Annotated in this window: 16 protein-coding genes, 1 rRNA gene and 1 pseudogene; 9 read left to right on the top strand and 9 right to left on the bottom strand. The window is 65.3% G+C overall.

Features of this window, described 5'->3' with window-relative positions; translation table 11 throughout:
• The 3 genes and pseudogenes from G3N93_RS17825 to G3N93_RS17835 all read right to left on the bottom strand — a co-directional run.
• Positions 1–179, bottom strand: a pseudogene (locus G3N93_RS17825) (acetyl-CoA C-acetyltransferase); the annotation flags it as partial.
• A gap of 18 nt (positions 180–197) precedes the next feature.
• Positions 198–965, bottom strand: a complete 768-nt coding sequence (locus G3N93_RS17830) for a 3-hydroxyacyl-CoA dehydrogenase (protein WP_174943743.1) — start codon at positions 963–965, stop codon at positions 198–200.
• A 22-nt stretch (positions 966–987) separates the two neighbouring features.
• Positions 988–2,655, bottom strand: coding sequence for an acyl-CoA synthetase (locus G3N93_RS17835; RefSeq protein WP_206133616.1), 1,668 nt, complete (start codon positions 2,653–2,655; stop codon positions 988–990).
• 144 nt (positions 2,656–2,799) lie between these two features.
• On the opposite strand from G3N93_RS17835, the gene G3N93_RS17840 reads away from it, so the two are divergent.
• Positions 2,800–3,819: an AraC family transcriptional regulator gene (locus G3N93_RS17840; RefSeq protein WP_206133617.1), complete on the top strand. Its 1,020-nt coding sequence runs from the start codon at positions 2,800–2,802 to the stop codon at positions 3,817–3,819.
• A 141-nt stretch (positions 3,820–3,960) separates the two neighbouring features.
• Positions 3,961–5,211 (top strand): SMI1/KNR4 family protein, encoded by a 1,251-nt coding sequence (locus tag G3N93_RS17845; RefSeq protein ID WP_206133618.1) that lies wholly within the window; start codon positions 3,961–3,963, stop codon positions 5,209–5,211.
• Positions 5,212–5,223: 12 nt separating this feature from the next.
• Here the strand turns inward: G3N93_RS17845 and G3N93_RS17850 are convergent, their stop codons facing one another.
• The 3 genes from G3N93_RS17850 to G3N93_RS17860 form a co-directional block, all read right to left on the bottom strand.
• Positions 5,224–6,633 (bottom strand): cytosine permease, encoded by a 1,410-nt coding sequence (locus G3N93_RS17850; protein WP_174943755.1) that lies wholly within the window; start codon positions 6,631–6,633, stop codon positions 5,224–5,226.
• Positions 6,634–6,933: 300 nt separating this feature from the next.
• Positions 6,934–8,325 carry an aspartate aminotransferase family protein gene (locus tag G3N93_RS17855; RefSeq protein WP_174945328.1) on the bottom strand — a complete coding sequence of 464 codons (1,392 nt, stop codon included), beginning with the start codon at positions 8,323–8,325 and terminating at the stop codon, positions 6,934–6,936.
• A gap of 81 nt (positions 8,326–8,406) precedes the next feature.
• Entirely contained in the window at positions 8,407–9,912 is a 1,506-nt protein-coding gene (locus tag G3N93_RS17860) for an aldehyde dehydrogenase (protein ID WP_206133619.1), read from the bottom strand.
• Between the two features lie 384 nt (positions 9,913–10,296).
• On the opposite strand from G3N93_RS17860, the gene G3N93_RS17865 reads away from it, so the two are divergent.
• The 3 genes from G3N93_RS17865 (at position 10,297) to G3N93_RS17875 (ending at position 11,934) form a co-directional block, all read left to right on the top strand.
• Entirely contained in the window at positions 10,297–10,896 is a 600-nt protein-coding gene (locus G3N93_RS17865) for a hypothetical protein (RefSeq protein WP_174945332.1), read from the top strand.
• Between the two features lie 92 nt (positions 10,897–10,988).
• Positions 10,989–11,360, top strand: a complete 372-nt coding sequence (locus G3N93_RS17870; protein WP_174943798.1) for a nuclear transport factor 2 family protein — start codon at positions 10,989–10,991, stop codon at positions 11,358–11,360.
• 109 nt (positions 11,361–11,469) lie between these two features.
• Positions 11,470–11,934: a GNAT family N-acetyltransferase gene (locus G3N93_RS17875; protein ID WP_175043624.1), complete on the top strand. Its 465-nt coding sequence runs from the start codon at positions 11,470–11,472 to the stop codon at positions 11,932–11,934.
• 50 nt (positions 11,935–11,984) lie between these two features.
• Here G3N93_RS17875 and G3N93_RS17880 read toward each other — a convergent pair whose 3' ends face one another.
• Positions 11,985–13,814 carry a methyl-accepting chemotaxis protein gene (locus tag G3N93_RS17880; RefSeq protein ID WP_206133620.1) on the bottom strand — a complete coding sequence of 610 codons (1,830 nt, stop codon included), beginning with the start codon at positions 13,812–13,814 and terminating at the stop codon, positions 11,985–11,987.
• Positions 13,815–14,071: 257 nt separating this feature from the next.
• Here G3N93_RS17880 and G3N93_RS17885 point away from each other — a divergent pair, with 257 nt between their 5' ends.
• The 4 genes from G3N93_RS17885 (at position 14,072) to G3N93_RS17900 (ending at position 16,098) form a co-directional block, all read left to right on the top strand.
• A complete protein-coding gene (locus G3N93_RS17885; RefSeq protein WP_206133621.1) occupies positions 14,072–14,656 on the top strand; it encodes an RNA polymerase sigma factor in 585 nt (194 codons plus the stop codon).
• A gap of 12 nt (positions 14,657–14,668) precedes the next feature.
• Complete coding sequence (locus G3N93_RS17890) at positions 14,669–14,977, top strand: hypothetical protein (RefSeq protein WP_174943775.1); 309 nt, start codon at positions 14,669–14,671, stop codon at positions 14,975–14,977.
• A gap of 2 nt (positions 14,978–14,979) precedes the next feature.
• Positions 14,980–15,276 (top strand): 4Fe-4S dicluster domain-containing protein, encoded by a 297-nt coding sequence (locus G3N93_RS17895; RefSeq protein ID WP_206133624.1) that lies wholly within the window; start codon positions 14,980–14,982, stop codon positions 15,274–15,276.
• A gap of 105 nt (positions 15,277–15,381) precedes the next feature.
• Positions 15,382–16,098, top strand: coding sequence for an O-methyltransferase (locus tag G3N93_RS17900; protein WP_206133622.1), 717 nt, complete (start codon positions 15,382–15,384; stop codon positions 16,096–16,098).
• A 132-nt stretch (positions 16,099–16,230) separates the two neighbouring features.
• Here G3N93_RS17900 and G3N93_RS17905 read toward each other — a convergent pair whose 3' ends face one another.
• Together G3N93_RS17905 and rrf are read right to left on the bottom strand one after the other, a co-directional pair.
• Positions 16,231–16,524: a hypothetical protein gene (locus tag G3N93_RS17905; RefSeq protein ID WP_206133623.1), complete on the bottom strand. Its 294-nt coding sequence runs from the start codon at positions 16,522–16,524 to the stop codon at positions 16,231–16,233.
• A gap of 311 nt (positions 16,525–16,835) precedes the next feature.
• A 5S ribosomal RNA gene (gene rrf, locus G3N93_RS17910) occupies positions 16,836–16,948 on the bottom strand.
• Positions 16,949–16,951 lie beyond the last annotated feature (3 nt).

Here is a 16,951-nt window from a genome sequence, read left to right on the forward strand (position 1 = left end):
TGCACGCAGCCGAACACGATTTCATCGATGCGCTCGGCCGGCACGTTCGCGCGCTCGAGCGCCGCACGAATCGCTACCGCGCCAAGGTCGCTCGCGCTGGCTGCCGCCAGGTCGCCCTGAAAACCACCCATCGGCGTACGCGCCGTACCAACGATTACGATCGGATCCTGAGTCGTCATGATTCGCTTCCTCCAGTGTCAGCGCGGTGCCATGCGCAACGCGCCATCGAGACGGATGACTTCGCCGTTCAGCATCGTGTTCCCGGCGATGTGGCGCACCAGCGCCGCAAATTCTTCCGGGCGGCCGAGCCGCGGCGGGAACGGCACGCTCTTGCCGAGCGCGTCCTGCACGTCCTGCGGCATGCCGGCCATCATCGGCGTCGCGAAGATGCCCGGCGCGACCGTCACGACACGAATGCCGAACCGCGCGAGCTCGCGCGCGATCGGCAGCGTCATGCCCACCACACCGCTCTTCGACGCCGCATACGCGGCCTGCCCGATCTGCCCGTCGAACGCCGCGACCGACGCGGTGTTGACGATCACGCCGCGCTCGCCTTCCGCATTGGCGTCCTGCTTCGACATCGCTTCGGCGGCCAGCCGGATCATGTTGAACGTGCCGACCAGATTGATCGACACCGCGCGCGCAAAGCGGTCCAGTGAATGCGGACCCTCGCGGCCGACCACCTTCTCGCCCGGCGCAACGCCCGCACAGTTGACGAGCGCGTCGATGCGACCGAACGCGTCACGCGCCGCGGCGACGGCCGCCTGGCCGTCGGCTTCGCTCGTGACGTCGGTCTTCACGAAGCGTGCGGCCGCACCCAGCTCGTGCGCGAGGCCCGCACCCGCCTCTTCGTTGACGTCCAGCAGCACGGCCTTGCCGCCTTCCGCGACCACCATGCGCGCCACCGCGGCGCCAAGGCCCGAACCGGCGCCCGTAATCAGAAAAACACGATCCTTGATATCCATTCGCAGTCCGTACAGGTTGTGTTCAGGGTTGAGCGGCCTTCTCGGCTTCCATCTTGCGCAATACGAAGCGCTGGATCTTGCCGCTCGGTGTTTTCGGCAGCGCGTCGACGAAGTCGATCGCACGCGGATAGGCGTGAGCGGACAACCGCCGCTTCACGTGCAGGCTCAGTTCCTCGGCCAGCGCCGGCGTGCCGTCGTAGTCTTTCGACAGCACGACGAACGCCTTGACGATCTCCGTGCGCTCCGCATCGGGCACGCCGATGACGGCGGCCTCGCTCACGGCCGGATGCTCGATCAGCGCGCTTTCCACGTCGAACGGGCCGATCCGGTAGCCCGACGACGTGATCACGTCGTCCGCGCGGCCGATGAAGCTCACGGTGCCGTCCGGTTCCAGCTCGACGTTGTCGCCGGTCCGGTAATAGCCGCCCGCGATCGCCGGCGTGTCCTGCTGCCAGTAGCCGTGGAACCACAGCAGCGGCGAGCGCGCGATGTCGATCGCCAGGTTGCCGGGCTCGCCCGGGCCGAGCTCGCGGCTCGCTTCGTCAAGCACCGCGACGCGGTAGCCTGGCATCGCAAAGCCGGCCGATCCGGCGTGGACCGCATGCGCGAGGCCGTGGTGGTTGTTCACGACCATTCCGAGTTCGGTCTGGCCGTAGTGATCGTAGATCGGCGCGCCGAGCGCCGCGTCGAACCAGCGCACGACTTCCGGATTCAGCGGTTCGCCCGCGCTGCTGACCACGCGCAGCTTGCCCTTCAGCCGCGCCGCCGCTTCCGTCCCGGCCGCCATCAGCATCCGGTAGGCCGTCGGCGAGCCGGCGAGGCTCGTGATCCCGAGCCGTTCGATCACGTCGTACGTGCTGTCGACCGTGAAACTGCCTTCGTAGAGCGTCGTCGCGTGGCCCAGCAGCAGCGGGCCCGTGATCGCGTAATAGAGGCCGTACGCCCAGCCCGGATCGGCGATGTTCCAGAACCGGTCGCCGGCACGCAGGTCCACCGCCTCGCGCATGTACGCCCCGAAGGCGAGCAGCGCGCGCAGCGGCACCGGCACGCCTTTCGGCAAGCCCGTCGTGCCCGACGTCGACATCATCATGAACAGGTCCGTGCCCTTGCGCAGCACCGGTTCGAACGTGTCGGACTGCGCGTCGAGCGCCGCGCGGAAATCGATGTCGCGTTCCGGCAGCGTCTCGCCCGGCTCGCGCACTGTCGCAACGCTCGGGCAACCGGCGATCTCGTCGAGCTTCGCGCGATTCGCGACGTTGGTCACGACCAGACGCGCGTCGCTCATGCGCAGCCGGTGCTCGATCGCTTTCGGGCCGAACGCGGTGAACAGCGGCTGGTAGACGGCGCCCGCGCGCCACGTGCCGAGGATCGTCGCGACGAGTTCCGGCGTGCGCGGCAACAGGCCTGCCACCACGTCGCCCGGCTTCACACCCTGCGCGACCAGCAGGTTCGCGACGCGTGCCGACAGCGCCTTCATCTGCGCAAACGTGTAGCGGTGGTGCTGCCCGCCCGTGTCGATCCAGTCGAGTGCAATCGCGTCCGCCGATGCGTGCCGGTCGCAGCATTCCACGCACGCGTTCAGGCCGCGCTCCAGGTCGCCGTGCAGTCGCTGCGCGGCGGTCTCGATACTGAACCGGGCCACGGCGTCGGCGTAGGCCGGCACCGCTTGGGCGGTAGCTCCATCAGACATGCGTGTCTCCTGTGCGTTATGCCCGCCGGCGAGCCAGGGGCGCGACGGGGATAGTTCGATAGTAGACAGCCCACACATTGCAATCAATGACAAACAGAATCTAGAATCGTGATCGCTTTTGCCATGTCGGGAGGATGCAGGAAAATGGGGCCGCAGATGATTTCGCCGGATTTCGTCGACGACGCGCTCGCGTGCCTGCGCCGGCAAGGCCTTCCGACGGAGCCCGTGCTACGCGCCGCCGGCCTGCCGGCCGCCGTGCGCGAGCCCGTCACGCCGCAGCAGTACGGCCGGCTGTGGCTCGCGATCGCCGGTGCGCTCGACGACGAGTTCTTCGGCCTCGCCGCACGCCCGATGCGGCATGGCAGCTTCACGCTGCTGTGCCATGCGGTGCTGCACGCCGGCACGCTCGACAAGGCGCTGCGGCGCGCGCTGCAGTTCCTGCGCGTGGTGCTGGACGAGCCGCATGGCGAGCTCGTCGTGGCCGACGGGCAGGCGCAGATCGTGCTGACGCAGACCGGCGCGCCGTACCCGGCGTTCGCATACCGGACGTTCTGGCTGATCCTCCTTGGCGTCGCGTGCTGGCTGATCGGCCGGCGCATCCCGCTGCAGCGCATCGATTTCGCGTGCCCGAGCCCCGACCAGCGCAGCGACTACCACCAGTTCTTCGGCGTGCCCGTGCATTTCGACCGGCCCGACAGCCGGCTCGCGTTCAACGCCGCGTACCTCGCGCTGCCGACGATCCGCTCCGAGCAGGCACTGAAGACCTTCCTGCGCGGCGCGCCCGGCAACCTGCTCGTCCGCTACCGGCACGATACGGGCTGGGTTGCGAAGACACGCACGCAACTGAAAACGCTACCCGCTGCGGAGTGGCCCGACTTCGATACGCTGGCCGTGCGCCTCGGCACGACGCCCGCGACGCTGCGGCGGCGTCTGCGCAGCGAGGGGCAAAGCTTCGCGGCGATCAAGGACGAGCTGCGCGGCGCGCTGGCCCAGTCGCTGTTGCGCGGGAATGCGCTGAGCGTCGCGGAGATTGCGGCCGAGCTCGGGTTCACCGAGCCGAGCGCGTTTCATCGCGCGTTCCGGAAATGGACGGGTACGAGCCCCGGTGCGTTCCGGCGGGACGTGCATGCGGCGGAGGGGGAGCCGGGGGTCGCGAGCGGATGATGCGGCAGGCTGTCGTCGACAAGCATGCACGGCCGACACGGAAACGCTCACGCGACGCTGCTAGGATGCGACCTATCGACTGCCGTTCGTAATCCATGAGCGACGGCGAACACTCGACCCACCACCACCGCTCCCGCTCCGATGCAAGCAACCCACTTTTCCGACGCTGAACTGGCCGACCTGCGCGCGCACGGCATCGTACTGTTTGCCGACCGCGTGATCTTCGACGCGCAACCGCCAATGCCGGCCGACCAGATCGCGGCCGTGCAGGCCCGCTGCCACGGCGACCTCCCGCCCGCGCTGCTCGAGCTGTGGCGCACGACGGCCGGCGGCAGCCTCGACTACGACCTGACGCTGGAGATGAACGGTCATATCGAAGGGATCAGCTGGGGTGAGCTGTTCTACAACGACAGCAACGGCTACCGCGACCTGCAGGGCTGGATCGACCACGAACTCGAACTGGCCGAAGAAGCCGCCGAGGAGGATTCGCGCACCTGGAACGGCAGGCTCGACGTATTGCCGTTCGGCGGATTCGAGTACTGCGACCGCATCTACATCGTGACGGAACCCGACGCAAAAGATTGCGGCCACGTGCTCGCGTGGAAACAGGGGCTGCCGCCTGCGTGGCGCGGCGCGATGCATGAGGACGGCCTCGCCACGATTGCGCCGGACCTGTACGCGGCATTCGGCGCGCTGCAGCTGAACGCGGACCCGCTGGAACCCGGCGACAGTGGCACCGGCCTGACGTTTCTCGAGTATGTCGATGAACACCGCGCCGAGCATGGCCTGTCCGAACCGCTGGCAGACAAGCTGATCGCGTTCTATCGCCGGGCCATGATCGACTGGCGCACGCCGCTCGCCGCCGGCACGCTCGCTGCCCAACCCGCCCTCGCGCGCCAGGCGTTGCGAGACGCGATCGACCACGACGACACGGCGCTCACCCTGCAACTGGCGCCGCTCGTCGCGAATCTCGGCACGGCGCTCGCCAACAGCTCGATCCCGACCGACTACGCGCTGCGGCGCAAGAAGTTTGCCGCCGCCGCCGCGTTGCTCGAATCCGGCGCGCCGGTCGCGCCGGATTCGCTTGAGTCCGCGTCCGGCAACGTGCCGGTCGCGCTGATGCGCGCACTGCTCGACGCCGGCGCACAACCCGATGCCGACGCGATGGCCCGCTGTGTCGCCGGCGGCGGCGCCGACAGCGCGCGCCTGATCGGCGCGGCACTGGCGGCACGAGGCGTTGATACGGCGGCCGCCTACCGCACGGCGAGTGCAACGCTGCTGCGCAAGTTCACCGCCGACATCGCCGAGGTCCGCAAAGGCAAGCTGAGCCACTACCTCGGCCTCGACGGCCTCGAAGCCCACGCCGAACGCCTGCGGACATTCGTGCTGTAACGTGACGCAGACTCACCGGGAAACCCCGTCCACGCTCGCGGCAACGCCCTGCAGCGGCCGCGAGAACAGCTTGCAGCCCGCGTAGTAGACGAGCGACGTCAGCGACAACCCGACGATCCACGACACGTCCGCGCCGCCGAGCCGGCTCGCCAGTTCGCCCGTATAGAGATCGGTCGCCATGAACGGCGCCTGCGCGACGATGCCGATGACATACGAACCGACGGCGATCGTATTGAAGCGTCCGTAGATACCGCCATCCTGCCGGAAGAACGAATCGACGTCGTACTCGCCGTGACACACGAGGTAGTAGTCGACGAGGTTGATCGCGGTCCACGGCACGAGCACGTACAGCAGCAGCAGGATGAAGTTCGTGTAACCGGCGAGGAAATTGTCCTGCCCGAACAGCGCGATCGCGAGCGCGATGCCGCACAGGACGATCGCGGTAATCGCCCGCGCACGCGCCTTGCCCGACCACGACGGAAAGAGCGTCTGCAGCACCGTGATGGCCGACAGCGCACCGCAATACAGTTCCATTGCATTGCTGGCAGCGATGCCGAACGACAGCACGACGATCACGAGTACGCTGATCCCTTGCGTGAGGCCCGTGAGGCCGCTCACGACATTGCCGTCGGGTGTCGCAAGACCCACCAGGCAGCCGAGCAGCATCGGGAAGAACGAGCCGAGCACGCAGCCCCAGTAACTCGACCAGAACGCCGTGCGCGGCCCGGTATCGGGCGGCAGGTAGCGCGAATAGTCCGATACGTAAGGCGCATAGGCGATCTGCCACAGCGCGGCGACCGACATCGCGCCCAGGAAGCCTGACAGGTTCAGCGAATGCTTCGAGAACGTATCGGCGGGCAATCCATGCACGAAAATGATCCACACGAACGCCAGCACGAGCACGCTGCCCGAGCACCAGCTCAACAGCCGCGCATACGCGTGGATCAGCTTGTAGCCGTAGATCGATCCGAGCAGGCTGATCAGGCCGATCACCACGACGCCCGCATCGAGCGGAATGTCGGCACTCAGGCTGTGCAGCGCCTGCCCGCCGAACACGCAGTTCGACGCGAAGAAGCCGACATACATCACGACGACCAGCGCGACCACGAGCAGCGCGCCGAACGACCCGAACTGCCCGCGGGTCTGGATCATCTGCGGCACGCCAAGCTGCGGCCCCTGCGCGGAATGCAGCGCCATGAACACCGCGCCGATCAGGCTGCCGACGAGCGTGGCGAGCGCCGCCCACCAGAACGGCTGCTTGAACACCGTGGTCGAGAGCGATCCGGTGACGATCGTCAGCATCATGATGTTCGACCCGAACCAGATCGTGAACAGGTCCTTCGCGCTGCCGTGCCGCTCGGTCAGCGGAATCGGCTGGATAGTGCTTTCCTCGAGATGAGCAACGGACTCGCCCTGACTCATTTCGTCTCCTTGTTTCTGTTGTGATGTTCGTGGATTCGGGGGCTGACGGGTAAGCAGGAATGGGTGGTCGACTCAAAGCACGTGTGCTTCAATACACCAGGCATACCATTTGCATTCCTGATCAATAATCGGTCAGTGACACATCGTCTTGTCTCGACCACCGCCCACGGCGCCCGATCGTCAACCTGTCGGAATGCCGCTCAGGTAGCCGCGCACAGCCGGCTTATCTCCGCAGCGAAACCTGTGGTTCGGTGCGCTCCCGCCCGACGCTCATCGGGCGGAAGCGCGTCGCTCAACCCGTCAGCAGTCGATCCCGAGCACTTCGCGTGCGGTGGCATCCACGGCCTTGCGCATCGTGTCGACCAGTTCATCGATTTGCGCGTGGTCGATCACCAGCGGCGGCGCAACGATCAGTCGGCCGTTCGTCGAACGCACGATCGCGCCGAGTTCGAACCCGACCGTCCGGCTGTGCCAGGTCAGGTCGGCCTCGTTCGCAAAGCGTTCGCGCGTCGCCTTGTTCTTCGCGAACTGGATCGCGCCGACCGCGCCCACGCCCTGGATCTCGCCGACGAGCGGATGGCTGCCGAACGCATCGCGCAGCGCCTTCTGCAGGTACGGCCCGGTATCCGTCTTCGTCCGCTCGACGAGGCCTTCCCGTTCGAGCACGTCGAGGTTCGCCAGCGCGACGGCGGCCGCGACCGGGTGCCCCGAATAGGTCAGCCCGTGCGCGTAGACGCCGCCCTTGTCGACCAGCGCATCGCCGACGCGCCGGCTCATGATCAGCCCGCCCATCGGCACGTAGCCCGAGGTCAGCCCCTTGGCCATGCAGATCAGGTCCGGTTCGAAGCCGAAGTGGCGGTGCGCGAACCACTCGCCGGTGCGGCCGAAACCGCCGATCACTTCGTCCGCGCAGAGCAGCACGTCGTATTGACGGCAGATGCGCTCGATCTCCTGCCAGTAGCCGTCCGGCGGAAAGATCATCCCGCCCGCGCCCTGGAACGGCTCCGCGACGAACGCGGCAACGCGCTCCGCACCGATCTCGAGGATCTTGCGTTCGAGCGACAGCGCCGCCTGCTTGCCGAAGGCCTCGGGGCTCAGGTCGCCACCGTTCGCGTACCAGTACGGTTCGTCCACGTGCGTGATGTTCGGAATCGGCAGGTCGCCCATTTCGTGCATGAACGCCATGCCGCCCAGCGACGCGCTGCCCACCGTCGACCCGTGATAGCCGTTCACGCGGCCGATCAGCACCTTCTTCTCCGGTTTGCCCATCACATCCCAGAACCGCCGCACGGTGCGAATCAGCACCTCATTCGATTCGGATCCCGAATTGGTATACACCACATGACTGAAGCGGTTGCCGAGCAGCGCGAACAGCCGCTCCGACAGTTCGATCACCGACGGGTGCGTCGTATGAAAGAACATGTTGTAGTAGGACAGCTCCTTCATCTGCCGCGCGGCGGCATCGACCAGCTCCGGCCGCCCATAGCCGACGTTGGTGCACCACAGGCCGGACATGCCGTCCAGATAGCGGTTGCCGTCGTTGTCCCATAGATGGACACCTTCGCCGCGCACCATCACGCGCGCGCCTTCCTCGTTCAGCGCCTTCTGGTCGACGAACGCATGCAGGTGATGCGCGGCGTCGCTGCGTTGATAGTCCTGCGTCGTACGATGCGGAAAGTTGGGCGCATTCATAGGCGAGTCTCCGGTTCGTTTTGTGGATGAAAAGCGTTGTCGTGTTGCGCGGCGCCACCGCTTGCGGCCCGCCGCGTCGAATCAGTAACTGATCCAGGTCGTCTTGAGGCCCGTGTACTTGTCGATCGCATGCAGCGAAAGATCGCGGCCGAAGCCCGACTGGCGGAACCCGCCGAACGGCGTCTGCGCGCTCAGCGCATCGACCGTGTTGACGGACACCGTGCCGGCGCGCAGCCGGCCCGATACACGGTGCGCGCGCGACAGGCTGCCGGTCCAGACCGACGCGGCCAGCCCATAGATCGAATCATTCGCGAGCCGGAGGGCCTCGTCCTCGGTATCGAACGCCATCACGGACAGCACCGGCCCGAAGATCTCCTCGCGTGCGATGGCGTCGTCGTGCTTCACGTCGATGAAGATCGTCGGCTCGATGAAGTAGCCCTTGCCGTCGACACGCGGCGCGCCGCCGCCGATCGCGAGCGTCGCGCTATCGCGGCCGCGTGCGATCCACTCGCGCACGCGCCGATGCTGCTGCTCGTCGACGATGGCGCCCATCCCGCTCGACGGATCGAGCGGATCGCCCGGCATGAACGCGGCGGCATGCGCAATCAGCCGGTCGACGAACGCATCGTGAATCGAACGCTGAACCAGCAGCCGCGAGTTGGCGGAACACACCTCGCCCTGGTTGAAGAAAATGCCGAAGCACGCCTTGCGTGCGGCCAGGTCGAGATCGTCCGTATCGTCGAAGACCAGGTTCGGGCTCTTGCCGCCGCACTCGAGCCACACCTGCTTCATGTTCGACTGCGCGGCGTACTCGAGAAATTTCTTGCCGATTGCCGTCGATCCCGTGAAGGCGAGCACGTCCACGTCGGGATGCAGCCCGAGCGCGCGCCCCGCGGTTTCGCCATAGCCCGGTACGACGTTCAACACGCCCGGCGGCAGGCCGGCCTCGAGCGCCAGCTCCGCGAGACGCAACGCGGACAGCGGCGATTGTTCCGCCGGCTTCAGCACGACACTGTTGCCGGCCGCCAGCGCCGGCGCCACCTTCCACGCGACCATGTCGAGCGGAAAATTCCACGGCACCACGGCGCCGACCACACCCAACGGTTCGCGCGTGACGACCGCGAGGTTGCCGGGGTCGGTCGACGCCACTTCGCCATGCAGCTTGTCGACGGCTTCGCCGTACCAGCTGAACAGGCTGCCCGCGGCCGGCACGTCGATGCTGAACGCGTCCGCCACGCGCTTGCCCATGTTGAGCGAGTCGAGCAGCGCGAGCTCCGCGCCGTGCGATGCGATGAGTTCGCCAAGCCGGCAAAGCACGCGCTTGCGCTCTGCCGGCGCGCAGCGCGACCAGACACCGGATTCGAACGCGTGACGCGCGGCACGCACCGCGTCGTCGACGTCCGGTGCATCGCACGACGCGACTTCCGCGATGACGGCCTCCGTGGCCGGATTGATCGCGGCGAACGTCCGGCCGCTTCGGGCCGGCACGCTGCGGCCGCCGATATGCGCGAGCGTTCTCGGGACCACTTGCGCCGCGAGACGTCTCCAGTCCGCGTGCTGATGATTTTCTGCTGAGGTTGGGTTCATTCAAGACTCCGTTTTGACGACCAGGCGTTTGTGCGTTGTTCTCCGCCTGAACTCGACCCGACGAAAGACGCCAGCGGGCACGACCGATGCCCATCACTGCCGTGCATCGCCGCAGTCGTCCGGTTGGCAAACTGTCGGTCATCAAAAAGAGATTTGAAAGAACACTTTTTCTTCTCATTGAAGAGGTTATTTCTATTCATCCTGCAGTCGTGCAGTGGGTTTTCCTGCCACGTCAGGATCCCGGTGCCGTTTGTTTGCGTGCGATCGCATCGGCCTTCCGGTGGGATCCGACGTGTCACCCGCAGCGACACCTGGCCGGCACGACATTGCGCCCCGGCCTGTCCGACCACATACTGGTCGGCCTGCGCGAACGAGGGTGCATCGATGATGAGTGTCGATCAGGGCGCCGCTTCGATCTTTGGCGCGATCGGAACGGCCGTGTCTTTGCTGGCGGCGATTCCGTATGCGCTCGCAATCTACCGGCGCACGGTTCGTCCGCATCTGTTCACATGGCTCGTGTGGTCGGTCGTCACGGCGATCGCGGCTGCCGGCCAGTTCGTCGCGGGTGCGGGGCCGTCCGCGTGGTGCACGGCAGCAATTGCCGTTACGTGCTTTCTGACGCTGGTGGCCAGCCTCTTTCGCGGCGAGCGCGGCTGGACACGCATCGACTGGTTTTTCCTGATCGCGGCCCTGTCGGCCATTCCGCTGTGGATGCTGACCGACGACCCGACGATCTCGATCTGTCTGGTCACGCTGATCGAGCTTGCGGGCCTCGGCCCGACCGTCCGCAAGACGATCCGCGATCCGTGGAGCGAGAGCCTCGCGTATTTCGCGCTGTGCGTGCTCAAGTACGCGCTGGCGTTGCTGGCGCTGGGCACGTGGAGCGTCGCGGTCGCGTTCTATCCGGTCGTCAACGTCATCGCGTCGATCGGCATCTGCGTGGTGATGCTCGTCCGGCGCCAATCGCTGTCGAACGCGCGGTAGACGGTATCCGTCGGTGCGGTATGTTCGTTGCTGCCGCTGCTCGCCGGAATGAACGGAACCACAAATCTTCAGACACGATGCGAGGCCCTGAAATGGATGCAATCCGTACCGCCATCGAGCCCAGCGAAGCCGCGCTTCGTGCCGCGATGCTGGCCAACGATGTCGAAGCGCTCGACGCGTTGCTGGACGACGATCTGGTGTTCACCGTTCCGACCGGACAGGTCATCTCGAAGGAGGACGACCTGGCGACGCATCGCGCGAAACTGCTGCGCCTCGACAAACTCGATGTACAGGAAACGCGCGCATGCGCGATCGGGGAAATGATCCTGACCACGACGAAGGCGATACTCGCCGGCCATTTCGACGGCGCGGCGTTCGACGGCGTGTTTGCCTATACTCGGCTGTGGCGACGATCGCCCGCGGGCTGGCGCGTCGTCGCCGGGCATGCATCCCAGGTCGCGTAGCCGTGTCTCGCTCGGCCTTGCTGCGAGCAGGCAAGCCGCGCATCCGGAATGGAGTCCATGCGAGCCGGACGATATCCCGACGCAGGTATCGTCCATGACAGGAGACGAGATGCACCAACCATTCACCATACGTGCTGCCCGTACCGCGGACGCGGACGAACTCACGCGACTGGCTCGCATTTCGAAGGCCCACTGGGGCTATCCGAAGGACTGGCTCGACTTGTGGCAGAGCGATCTCACGATTGCACCGGAGACGATCGACGGGTCGATCGGTTACGTCGCGGAATCCGGCGAGGCAATCATCGGGTTCTGGGTCAGGGCGTCATCGGAATCGGATCGCCCGACGCCCGGATGGCTGTTCGTTCATCCCGACCACATGGGCCGCGGCGTTGCCCGGGCACTGTGGGAAGAGGTCCGCAGGGAAAGCGCCGCGCGAGGGATCAGAAGCTTCGTGATCGAAGCAGACCCCAATGCGGTCCCGTTCTATCTGGCGCTCGGCGCTGAAAAGATCGGCGAAAAGGAATCGAGCGTCGTCCCGGGCAGGTTCTTCCCGATCTTGAGGATCACGATCTGATGGCAACGTCCGTCGGCACCGCCGTCAGACGTACCCGGTATCGTCCCTTCTCAGGCTGACTGCAACGTCCTCGCTCGGCTGTCCTCGAGCTTGAACTCGCCGACCGTCTGCGCGAGCCTGGCGGCCTGCTCGCGCAGCAACGTCGCGGCCGCCGCCGACTGCTCGACGAGCGCCGCATTCTGCTGCGTCGCATTGTCGAGATGCGACACCGCCTGATTCACCTGCTCGAGCCCCGTGCTCTGCTCCTTGGCGGCGACGGTAATTTCCGCAATCACGCTCGTGATGCTGCGCACGCCCTCGACGATTTCGTTCATCGTCGCGCCGGCCGTCTGGACGAGCCCCGAGCCCCCCTCGATCTTCTCGACCGACGAGTGAATCAACTGCTTGATTTCCTTGGCGGCCTGCGCGCTGCGCTGCGCGAGCGCACGCACTTCGCCCGCGACGACGGCGAAGCCTCGGCCGTGCTCGTTCGCACGTGCGGCCTCGACGGCAGCATTCAACGCGAGAATGTTGGTCTGGAACGCGATGCCGTCGATCACGCCGACGATGTTGGCGATCTCGCTCGACGCTTGCGTGATCTCGTCCATCGTCGAGACGACCTCGCTGACGACCGTGCCGCCGCGCACCGCGACGTCCGACGCCGATTCCGCCAGACGGCTCACCTGGCTTGCAGCATCGGCCGAGTTGCGGGCCGTGCCGGCGATTTCCTCGAGCGCGGCGGCGGTTTCCTGCAAGCTCGATGCAGCATGTTCGGTGCGGCCGGACAGATCCTGGTTGCCCTGCGCGATCTCGGCGCTCGCGAGGTTGACGGATTCGCTGAACTCGCGGATCTGCAGCAGGATCGCACTGATCTTTTCGGCGAACAGGTTGAACGCATGCGCGATCTGCGCGGCTTCGTCCACGCCGTCGGCGGGCAGGCGTTTCGTCAGGTCGCCGCTGCCGCTCGAGACGTCCGTGAGCGCATCGCGAACCAGCAGGATGCGCTTGAAGGCCGCGTTCGTCATCGCGCCGACGAGCGCGGCAGCGATCACGGCAACGATCAGGATCGCTGCCAGCGTCGTCGTCGCGACCGCGCGCATGCCGGCCGTCACGTCCGCCTTGTCGAGCGCGAGCACGAGGGACCAATCGGTACCGGCGATCGGCTGGGCCCGCACCAGCTTGGTGGCGCCGTCGATGTCGACGGCGACGGGCTCGGACGCGGTTTGCAACGCGCCGAGGTGGTCGGCGTCGAATGCAGGCGAAAGACCGGTTGCCGGCTTCATGATCAGGTCGGTCTTGGCCGACGCAATCACGCGCCCGCCCTTGTCCACCAGAAATGCGAAGCTCGCGGGTGTCGGGTGTACCGAAGTCACGATCGAACTCACGCTCTCCATGAACAGGCTGGCGGCCAGCACACCCCTCACCGTGCCGTCGCGCACCACGGGCACCGCGAACGCAACAGCCGGCTTGCCGGTCGTTGCATCACGGTAGAGTGCCGTCACGACCAGGCTGCCGGCGCTGACTGCCTGCTTGTACCATGGACGTGCTGTCGGGTCGTAGCCGGGTGCGAGCGGCACGTTCGAGAACGCGGTCTTGTCCGGCAGGCCGAGCGTCAACACCTCGAAGCCGCCCGACTTGCCAAGCAGCTTCAGCGCCGGCAGCGGGTCGCCCTCGCCGATCGCGATCGTGTCCGCGAGTGCCTGGGTTTCCCGGCCTCTGCTGGCCACCCATTCGTTGATCGCCAGCGCGTGCCCGGCGAGGATCGACTTGTGATTCTGGTCGATTGTCTCGTCGTTGTGCTGCTTGACGACGTAATAGACCAGGCCGCCTGTCACGGCCAGCGCCGTGACCACGATGGCGACGCAGGTCGCAAGTATCCGAGCACGAATCGAGGACAACATGATGACTTCGATCTCCGTTACCGCGTTATATGAATGAGGTCTCCGAAAACAGGCAACGCCCTGTTTAACGACTTAACGACTGCGGTTGCGGGAACTTAAGGCCTGACTGGCCAGACCAGCGCGAGTAACGGATCGGCGGAACCGAGGAGTGGGGAACGGACGGGCTGATCCGGCAAGACCGGATACCGCGCCGACTGCCTGGGTGCAGATTTTTACGCTCGCCACAATATTCGCGCGCCTGAAACGTCTTCAAGCGCATGGAATCGCCACCCACTTCGCACATGATGACCGACCCAGACCGCGACATCACAGCGACAGTGATGCGTGAACGAACGAGGCTAGTGAATTTCATCCGGCGCCGGATACGCGACCCGGACGATGCCGAGGACATCCTGCAGGATGTGTTTCACGAGTTCGTACAAGCGTATCGACTTCCTGCGCCCATTGAACAGGTGAGCGCGTGGCTTTTCCGTGCCGCGCGCAACCGCATCGTTGACCGCTTCCGCAAGAAGAAGGAGCAGCCGCTGGCCGACCTGTCCGAGGCCGACGACGACGCGAACGGCGAGTATCGCCTGGACCTCGCACTACCGGCGCAGGATGCCGGCCCCGAAGCGCTCTACGCTCGCACGCTCGTGCTCAAGGCCTTGCAGGATGCGCTCGACGAGTTGCCGGCGAATCAGCGTGAGGTCTTTATCGCACACGAGCTGGAGGGTCAGTCCTTCAAGGAGATGGCCGCGCAAAGCGGTGTCGCGCTCAATACGCTGCTCGCTCGCAAACGCTATGCGGTCTTGCATTTGCGTGCCCGACTGCAGCCCGTTTATGACGAACTGGATAACACCTAAAGGAATCGACAGATGAATTTCCGAATCAGATGTGCAGGCAAAGCGGTGTTCGTGCTGATCGCGATAGGCGTGCTCGGCTGGGTCGTGATGATGTTATGGAACTGGGTGATTCCGGCGCTATTCGTCGGCGCCCGTGCGATCGACTTCGGCCATGCGCTGGGCCTGCTCGTGTTGAGCCGCATCCTGTTCGGCGGATTCCGCGGACACCACGGCTGGCGCGGTCGACGCCACTGGCGCAAGTGGGAATCCATGACACCCGAGGAGCGCGAGCATTTCCGGAACGCGTGGCGATCCCGCAGCAACCGCCCCACGGGAGAGTGAGCGTGCGCGATAAATCAACGGGCGACTGCAAGCAGGAGCCGGGGGTGATTGCGCCGGTCGTCGATCTGAACCGCTGCGAAGGCAAAGCGGATTGCGTCGCGGTTTGCCCCGAGAACGTGTTCGAGATCCGGCGCATCGACAAGACCGATTACCAGGGCCTCGATCTGATGCATCGCCTGAAGCTGCGCGTGCATGGAATGAAGGTCGCCTACACGCCGAATGCGTACGCGTGCCGGTCATGCGGCCTTTGCGTGACGGCGTGTCCCGAACGCGCCATCACGCTTGCCCGAACGGCATAGCGCCATCCGTGTATCGCCGATATCGAGCGACAGCGCAGAAACCCTGACGGGAGAGGCAGTCGCTGGATACATCGCCGACCGGATCAACCTCCTCAAGGAACGCATATGGCTTCACCCACCCTCGCCCTTCTGCACCGGCTCCACGAAGAGAGCCGGACCGAAATCGTCGCCCGCGCCCGTGCGCAGTTCCAGGGATCGAACGAGGATTTCCTGTCGTTAGCCGAAGAATACGAAGCGATCGCCCCTCGTCTGCGGGGGCGGTTTCTCGAAACGTTCGGGCTGTCCAGCGACGACTTCGAGTCCCCCGGAGGGAGTCCGCTGTCGTTGGCCATATCCCCGGAAACGGGAAGATTTTTGCGCAACATGGTGCTCTCGCAACGGCCGGCCCGAATCCTCGAACTCGGCAGTTCATGCGGCGTGTCCACGCTGTATTTCGCCGAGGCGCTGCGCACGCTGGGCCGTGGCATGGTCGTCGCGACCGAACGCGATGCGCTCAAGTGCGCACATTTGCGCGCTCACGTCAGAACGGCTGGCCTGGACGCCTATGTCGACATGCGGGAAGGCGACGTATTCAAGACCGTTGCCGAACTGGACGGTACGTTCGACATGGTGTTTATCGACGTATGGGCCGATGCCTATCTGAAACTGTTCAAGCAGATCGAGCGCCTGCTGCGCCCGGGATCGGTCGTCCTTGCCGACAACATGTACACCGCCGAGGACGCCGTTCAGCCGTATAAGCACTACCTCGACGACGCCTCGCGGTATTCCACCACGACCCTCGACTTCGAATCGGGGGTCGAATTTACGGTCGTCGTTTCTTGAGTGGGAACGACGTCGAAGCGTTTGTGCCGTGGGATCTCGGGATAAAGAACAGCGCCATCGATCGAAATTGCGCCGCGCAGGAAATCAAGAACATCGTTCACCCGATGCATCGCGAAGATCGGGTGCCGGGCGCTATCCGTTGCGGCGCTTTTGCCATTCATGGATCGCAGTGATTGAGCGGGCTTCCCAATCAGGAGGCAGTGGCGGCGCGGACCATTCGCGCATCAATGCCTTATGGCGAATTGCGGTCGAGAGGTCACGCAGGTAGCGAATGCCTTCGTGGGCGTAGCGAGTCGCCTGTTCAGGACTGAGTTCGGACGTCGCACCAAATGAGACGGCGCCGTGTTCAACCGGGACATCCAGATATAGCTTTCCGTCCTCCTCCAACAGGAACCAACTCCACGGATCTTCCGCTATTACGCGCATCGGCATCTCCTCACGGATGAACAGGCCGGCCTGTGTGGCTCCTAAAGACGGTACGACATTGGCTGGGGGCAACAGCCGGAGGATGGATGTTTGAATGTGGATTTCGGCCAGCGCCAGCCACCCGTGTGGGGCCAGCTCGATCGGTTTGATCAGGGGTTCAGAGCGGCGGGTCGCTCGAGGGCGGCAGGTCCCTAAATCGGTTCATTCGTCGCCCCAGCTCCAGCCAGGCCGCCCATCCCGATCCCCTGCGCATTTCCGTCGCTCAAATGCAAAAACCCCCGCCTTTCGGGCGGGGGTTCTTGGCTTAGGGAGCCTGACGATTACCTACTTTCACACGGGAATCCGCACTATCATCGGCGTAGAGTCGTTTCACGGTCCTGTTCGGGATGGGAAGGGGTGGGACCGACTCGCTATGGTCATCAGGCAA

The sequence above is a fragment of the Burkholderia sp. Se-20378 genome (genome assembly GCF_017104665.1).
Classification (GTDB): Bacteria; Pseudomonadota; Gammaproteobacteria; order Burkholderiales; family Burkholderiaceae; genus Burkholderia; species Burkholderia lata.

What these genes read in the sequence shown, in the direction of transcription:
- G3N93_RS17880 (WP_206133620.1), bottom strand. Translation starts at nt 13,814, where the DNA reads ATGTTGTCCTCGATTCGTGCTCGGATACTTGCGACCTGCGTCGCCATC.
- G3N93_RS17870 (WP_174943798.1), top strand. Translation starts at nt 10,989, where the DNA reads ATGGATGCAATCCGTACCGCCATCGAGCCCAGCGAAGCCGCGCTTCGT.
- G3N93_RS17850 (WP_174943755.1), bottom strand. Translation starts at nt 6,633, where the DNA reads ATGAGTCAGGGCGAGTCCGTTGCTCATCTCGAGGAAAGCACTATCCAG.
- G3N93_RS17835 (WP_206133616.1), bottom strand. Translation starts at nt 2,655, where the DNA reads ATGTCTGATGGAGCTACCGCCCAAGCGGTGCCGGCCTACGCCGACGCC.
- G3N93_RS17865 (WP_174945332.1), top strand. Translation starts at nt 10,297, where the DNA reads ATGATGAGTGTCGATCAGGGCGCCGCTTCGATCTTTGGCGCGATCGGA.
- G3N93_RS17830 (WP_174943743.1), bottom strand. Translation starts at nt 965, where the DNA reads ATGGATATCAAGGATCGTGTTTTTCTGATTACGGGCGCCGGTTCGGGC.
- G3N93_RS17900 (WP_206133622.1), top strand. Translation starts at nt 15,382, where the DNA reads ATGGCTTCACCCACCCTCGCCCTTCTGCACCGGCTCCACGAAGAGAGC.
- G3N93_RS17840 (WP_206133617.1), top strand. Translation starts at nt 2,800, where the DNA reads ATGGGGCCGCAGATGATTTCGCCGGATTTCGTCGACGACGCGCTCGCG.
- G3N93_RS17890 (WP_174943775.1), top strand. Translation starts at nt 14,669, where the DNA reads ATGAATTTCCGAATCAGATGTGCAGGCAAAGCGGTGTTCGTGCTGATC.
- G3N93_RS17875 (WP_175043624.1), top strand. Translation starts at nt 11,470, where the DNA reads ATGCACCAACCATTCACCATACGTGCTGCCCGTACCGCGGACGCGGAC.
- G3N93_RS17885 (WP_206133621.1), top strand. Translation starts at nt 14,072, where the DNA reads ATGGAATCGCCACCCACTTCGCACATGATGACCGACCCAGACCGCGAC.
- G3N93_RS17905 (WP_206133623.1), bottom strand. Translation starts at nt 16,524, where the DNA reads ATGCGCGTAATAGCGGAAGATCCGTGGAGTTGGTTCCTGTTGGAGGAG.
- G3N93_RS17845 (WP_206133618.1), top strand. Translation starts at nt 3,961, where the DNA reads ATGCAAGCAACCCACTTTTCCGACGCTGAACTGGCCGACCTGCGCGCG.
- G3N93_RS17860 (WP_206133619.1), bottom strand. Translation starts at nt 9,912, where the DNA reads ATGAACCCAACCTCAGCAGAAAATCATCAGCACGCGGACTGGAGACGT.
- G3N93_RS17855 (WP_174945328.1), bottom strand. Translation starts at nt 8,325, where the DNA reads ATGAATGCGCCCAACTTTCCGCATCGTACGACGCAGGACTATCAACGC.